This is a genomic window from Actinoplanes sp. NPDC051633 (assembly GCF_040681735.1).
GTDB lineage: Bacteria > Actinomycetota > Actinomycetes > Mycobacteriales > Micromonosporaceae > Actinoplanes.
On sequence record NZ_JBFAZH010000420.1, the window covers coordinates 1 to 6,036 of the forward strand.

Genomic DNA, 6,036 nt, shown 5'->3' on the forward strand with positions numbered 1-6,036 from the left:
TTTTTATGCTTTTTTGCCCCTGCAGGAACTATAGCGTTCAAGATTCACTTGGCTCTTCGGTTGGTTGACGCTCCGTAACGCACAACTACATTGGTTAGCAGAACTTCGCGACCCGGATTTCTCCCCCGGAAAGCCGCTGATCGGTCGCATCTGCCGCCCCCGAAGGGAACGACATGCAGCTCTCCACGCCAGCCGGCAACACGCACGGTAGCGGAAATACATCACCCACCGTAAGCGTCGTCATCCCGACCCTCAACGAGGAGCGCAACCTCCCGCACGTCTTCGCCGCCCTGCCCGAGGGCATCGACGAGGTCGTGCTGGTGGACGGCGGCTCGGTCGACCGCACGGTCGCCGTGGCCCGCGAGCTGCGCCCGGACGTGGTCGTCGTGCAGCAGACCCGCACCGGCAAGGGCAACGCCCTGGCCTGCGGCTTCGCCGCCTGCACCAGCGACATCATCGTGATGATCGACGCCGACGGCTCGACCGACCCGGCCGAGATCCCGGCGTTCGTGGCCAAGCTGGTCGCCGGCGACGACTTCGTCAAGGGCTCGCGCTTCGACAAGAGCAAGGGCGGCGACAGCCACGACATCACCCCGCTGCGCAAGCTCGGCAACGACGGCCTGAACCTCGTGGTCAACGTCCTGTTCGGGACGCGCTTCACCGACCTCTGCTACGGCTACAACGCCTTCTGGCGGCACGTGGTGCCGACCCTGGACCTGCCGGACACCCGCCTCCCCCGGCCGGCCGACGGCACCAAGCTCTGGGGCGACGGCTTCGAGATCGAGACGATGATCAACATCCGGGCCGCGGTGGACGGGATGAAGGTCGGCGAGGTCGGCAGCGTCGAGCACGCCCGGATCCACGGCGAGACCAACCTCAACACCTTCCGCGACGGCTTCCGCGTGCTGCGCACGATCTTCAGCGAGTACGGCCGGATGCGCCGCAACCGCAAGCTCACCCTCGCCCCCAAGCCCGCCTTCTCCGCCGCGGCCGGTGGCACCACGGCTCCGATCAACGCGCCGGTCGCCACCGCCCGCATGGAGCAGATCAACCGGAACACCCCGGCGGTGTCCCCGCTGCCGGCCGACGCCCGGTCGCTGCAGGCCGCGCTCGAAGACTGAGCACGAGCCCCCGCGCCACACCCCACCCCTGCCCCCAAGGAGTCCCCGACGTGGAGAGCTTCCGCCCCGCGGTCAGCGTCGTCATCCCGACGCACAGCGAGCAACGCTGGTCATCGCTGGTCCGCACCGTCGCCTGCGCCCGATCGCAGGTCTACACCCCGGCCGAGGTCGTCGTCGTGGTGGACCACAACCCGTCCCTCTACCGCCGCGCCCGCCGCGACCTGGCCGGCGTCACCGTGCTGGAGAACCTGTACGCCCAGGGCGTCTCCGGCAACCGCAACACCGGCGCGTTCCACACCCACACCGCGCTGATCGCGTTCATGGACGACGACGTGATCGCCGAGCCGGACTGGCTGGGCCACCTCGTCGCGCCGTTCGCCGACCCGAAGGTGGTCGGCACCGGCGGCGGGATCAGCCCGGCGTGGGAGGGGCGCGCACCCAAGTGGATGCCCGAGGAGTTCCTCTGGGCGGTCGGTGGCTCGTACACCGGCATGCCCACCCGCACCGCGCCGATCCGCAACGTCTGGTCGGCGAGCATGGTCGTGCGCCGCGAGGCGTTCATGAAGGTCAGCGGCTTCCGCACCGGGTTCGGCAAGCTCGGCAGCCAGAACCGGCCCGAGGACACCGAGCTCTGCCTGCGAATGAGCCGGGCCACCGGCGGCCACTGGATGTACGTGCCGGACGCGGTGATCCGCCACGAGGTGCCGGCGATCCGCTCGACCTTCTCGTTCTTCCTGCGCCGCTGCTACGCCGAGGGGCGCGGCAAGGTGCAGATGGCCGGCCTGCACTCCGGTGACGACAGCCTGGGCGCCGAGAAGACCTACCTGCGGTCGCTGCCCAAGGCCGTGGTCCGCAACATCGCCGCCGCCTCGCGGGGCGCCGGCGTGGCACACGCCCTCAAGGCCGGCAGCGTGCTGGCCGGGGTGGCCGCGGCCGGTTTCGGTGGTGCGGTGGAGACCATCTCGATCCGGCGTACGGCACGCCGCCCGCAGCCGGTGGCCGCCCGATGAGCGCCGCGCCGGACATCGCCGCGCTCGCCGAGATCGAGATGGTGGGCGCCACCCGCCCGGCGAGTGTGCATGACATCGAGCTGTCGGACCCGCTGCCGACCATCCCGGGCATCGCCGAGGACGGCCGCCGGGTGCTGCAGGCATGGATGCTGGTCCGGCTGTTCAGCGAGCCGGTCGGCACCGTGCTGGTGGACGTACCCCTCAAGGGCCTGCGCCCCGCGGACGTCGGCCGCGCCATCCACGGCGAGCTGGGCACCCTGCTCGCCCCGAAGCTGGCCGCCGTCGGCCACACCTCGCTGCCGATCGACGGGCTGTCCCTGGACACCGAGCCGGCGTTCCTGGCCCGCCGCCGCGAGGTGCTGGCCACCGCGCCGCACATCACCGTCGTGGTCTGCACCCGCGAGCACCCGGCGGAACTGGAGAACTGCCTGGACAGCTTGCTGGCGATGAACTACCCGGCCTTCCGGGTCCTGGTCGTCGACAACGCGCCGACCAGCGACGCGACCGCCGAGGTGGTCCGCGCGGCCGCCGCCCGGGGCAACGTCGACTACCTGCTCGAGCCGACGCCGGGCCTGTCGTTCGCCCGCAACGCCGCGGTCGCCGCCGCGCCGGGCGAGATCCTGGCCTGGATCGACGACGACGAGCGCGCCGACGTGAACTGGCTGGCCGAGGTCGCCCGCGCGCTGGCCGACCACCCGGAGGCCGACGTGATCTCCGGGGTGATCGTGCCGGCCGAGCTCGAGTCGCAGGCTCAGCTGTGGTTCGAGCAGTTCGGCGGGCACAGCAAGGGCCGCGGCTTCAAGCCGGACGTGTTCAGCCCGGCCACCGCGCACCGGCAGAGCCCGCTCTACCCGCTGCCGCCCTTCGGCACCGGCGCGAACATGACCTTCCGCCCCGGCGTGATCGAGCGGATCGGCGGGTTCGACACGGCCCTGGGCGCCGGCACCCCGGCGATGGGCTCCGAGGACACCCTCGCCTTCACCCAGGTGCTGGTCGGCGGCGGGACGATCGTCTACCAGCCCAGCGCGGTGACGCACCACTACCACCGGCGCGACCTCGAAGGCCTGCACAAGCAGATGGTCGGGTACGGCGCCGGGCTGACCGCGGCGTACACGAGCCTGCTGCTGAGCCGGCCGGGGCTGCTGTGGTCGCTGATCAAGCTGGCCCCGGGCGCGCTACGCGACCTGACCGGCAAGGACAGCCTGCGGGTGTCGACGCTGCGCGACGACTTCCCGCGTGAGCTGCTCTCGGCGAACCGCAAGGGGATGCTGGCCGGTCCGCGGGCCTACTTCAAGGGTCGGCGGGCGAACAAGGCACGCAACGGCCGCTGAACAGGCATTCTCGGACCAGGAGACATAAACGTCGCCAACCGCCCCGACGAAGTTGTGGAGACGCCCGAGATGTCCGAGCAGCGATCCGGTGACCGGACCGCGACCGAGGAGCTGCCCGCGCGCGGCACCGCACCGGTGCCCGCGCGGGATCTCCAGACCAGCAGGGGCATCCCGGCCACCCCCATCGCGACCGTGGACGAGCTGGTCTACCGCGCGCTGGCCCGGGCCGTCGAGGGGACGACCCCGCCACCCGCGGGCGACCGGCGCCGGATGCCGCGCGGTGGCGTGTACGACCTCGGCCGGGCGCCCGCGGTGCTGCTCGTCTCGAGCCTGGGCGTGCTGCTGGTCGCGCTCGCGTACGCCGGCGGCCGGTCCGGCACCACGGGCGCGACCGTCGCCTACTGGATCGGGCAGGTGGTCGTCTTCACGCCGGTGGTGCTGCGTCTGCTGAGCCGCCGGCTGGCCGGCGTCGCCGAGTCGTTCCTGCTGGTCATCGGGCTGGCAGTCAACCAGTACCTGCTGAAGTGGATGTACAGCCCCGAGCAGTTCCGCTTCCCGGACGAGCTCCAGCACTGGCTGGCCACCACCACGATCATGGAGACCGGCAAGCTCTTTCAGCCCAACCCGGCGCTGCCGCCGGCCGTGCACTTCCCCGGCCTGGCCGAGATGGGCGCCGCGGTGGCCTCGATGACCGGCGTGTCCGTGTCGGTCGCCGGCTTCCTCGTGGCCGGCGTCGCGCACCTGGTCTTCGTCGGCGTGCTGTTCATCTGCGTGCTGCGGGCCGGCAACTCCCCGGCGATCGCGGGCGTGGCCTGCGCGACCTATGCCACCGCCCTGCACTACTTGTTCTTCAACTCGATGTACCTCTACCAGACCGCGGCGCTGCCGTTCTTCATGCTGGCCGTCTGGGCGGTGCGCCGGTGGCGCAGCGAGGGCGGCAAGCCGTTCCTGGTGGTCTTCGCGGCCTCGGTGGTGATGACCACGGTCAGCCACCACGTGACCGCCTTCGCCCTGATCGCCACGCTGGCCCTGCTGGCCGGCACCGAGCTGGTCCTGGAGAAGCGGCCGGCCCGGCGCTGGTCGGCGCTCTGGCCGCCGGCGATCGCGCTGGCCGTGGTGGCGTTCTGGATCCTGGTGGTCGCCACCGACGTCACCAGCTATCTGGAGAGCCCGATCAACCAGGTGATCGACACCGTGCGCACCCTGGTCAGCGGGCAGGAGAGCGCGTCGGAGGCCAGCGCGCCGGTGTCGACGGTGCAGCTCGCGCTGCAGGGCGCCGGCCTGATCGGCCTGTTCGTGCTCTTCGCGGCGGTGGGCCGCGACATGGTGGCCCGGCAGGACCGGGACACCTGGCGGTGGGCGGCGCTGATCGGCGGCGCGGTGTTCTTCGGCGGCAACGCGGTGCGGTTCCTCGGCACGAACGGGCCGGAGATCGCCGGGCGGTTGTCCACCTTCACGTACGTGCCGATCTCCATCATCGCGGCGATCGCGCTCGTCCGGGCAGTGCAGATCCTGCCGTCGAGGGGCAGCAACGGACTGCGGTACCGGATCGCGCCGGTCGCCACCGCGCGGCCGATGAGCGGCCGCCGGCCGATGGTCCGGCTGGTCGCCGGGGCGGCGCTGATCACGCTGCTGATGATCGGCGCGCGGGCCGGCGGCTGGCCGCCGCTCGGGTCACTGCTGCCGGGGCCGTATCTGGCAGGCGGGTTCGAGCGGTCGGTGGACGCGTACGGGGTGGACGCCGCCCGCTGGCAACGCGACGTCCTCGGCCCCGGCCGCCGGGTGGGCGGCGACGTGACCTCGGTGTCGCTGGCCTCCACCTACGGGCGGCAGGACCCGGTACGTGAGGCCGGACCGCTCTACTACGCCGAGGACTGGACCCTCGCCAACGACGAGCTGGTCGCCGACCTGCACTTGAACTTCCTGGTGGTGGACCGGCGGCTGAGCACCCAGCTGCCGGCCAGCGACGCCTACTTCGAGAACGATCCGCGGGCCGGCCGGATCACCACCCCGCTGACCACGCGGCAGCTCACCAAGTTCGACTCGCTGACCGACGTGGACCGGCTGTACGACAACGGCACGGTGCGCATCTACCGGATGGAGACCGACCGGTGAACGCCATCCGAATCCCGGCGCCGGTCCTGACCGGTGCGGCGACGGTGCTCTGCTCGGCGGGCGTGCTGGCCGGGCCGGCCGCGCTCGCGGTGCCGGCTGGGTTGCTCCTCGCCTTCCTGCTGCCCGGGCTGGCCCTCACCGCGCTGATCTTCCGGTATCGCGTGCTGACCGGGGTGGAGCGGGCCGTGCTGGCGCCGGCGCTGAGCATGGCCACCATGATCGTCGCCGGGATGGGGATCTACGTGGCCGGCTTCCGGCTGGACCGGGTCAGCTGGACCATCGCGACGACCGCGATCACGCTGCTGGTGCTCGCCCTGAAGGCGGTGCCCGAGCGGGTGTGGCAGGGCGAGGAGGAGGACGCCGAGCCGATGCAGGTGGTCCGGCCGGACGCGCCGCCCGGGCCCTTCGCCGACGACGAGCTCACCGAGCGGACGGCCGACCGCCGCCGGCTGGTGACCC

5 protein-coding genes are annotated in these 6,036 nt (G+C 71.8%); all 5 read left to right on the plus strand.

What is annotated here, in order from left to right; all coding sequences use genetic code 11:
• The first annotated feature begins 173 nt into the window (after positions 1–173).
• Positions 174–1,121, plus strand: a complete 948-nt coding sequence (locus AB0M20_RS22470) for a glycosyltransferase family 2 protein (protein ID WP_364301086.1) — start codon at positions 174–176, stop codon at positions 1,119–1,121.
• A gap of 50 nt (positions 1,122–1,171) precedes the next feature.
• On the plus strand, positions 1,172–2,131 hold the full coding sequence (locus AB0M20_RS22475) for a glycosyltransferase family 2 protein (RefSeq protein ID WP_364301088.1): 960 nt from the start codon (positions 1,172–1,174) through the stop codon (positions 2,129–2,131).
• Positions 2,128–3,462 carry a glycosyltransferase gene (locus AB0M20_RS22480; protein ID WP_364301090.1) on the plus strand — a complete coding sequence of 445 codons (1,335 nt, stop codon included), beginning with the start codon at positions 2,128–2,130 and terminating at the stop codon, positions 3,460–3,462. Before AB0M20_RS22475 ends, AB0M20_RS22480 begins: the two co-directional genes overlap by 4 nt.
• Positions 3,463–3,531: 69 nt before the next feature.
• Positions 3,532–5,577 (plus strand): hypothetical protein, encoded by a 2,046-nt coding sequence (locus AB0M20_RS22485; protein ID WP_364301092.1) that lies wholly within the window; start codon positions 3,532–3,534, stop codon positions 5,575–5,577.
• The coding region (locus tag AB0M20_RS22490) for a hypothetical protein (RefSeq protein WP_364301094.1) at positions 5,574–6,036 on the plus strand (463 nt) is incomplete at its 3' end. The genes AB0M20_RS22485 and AB0M20_RS22490, both read left to right, overlap by 4 nt.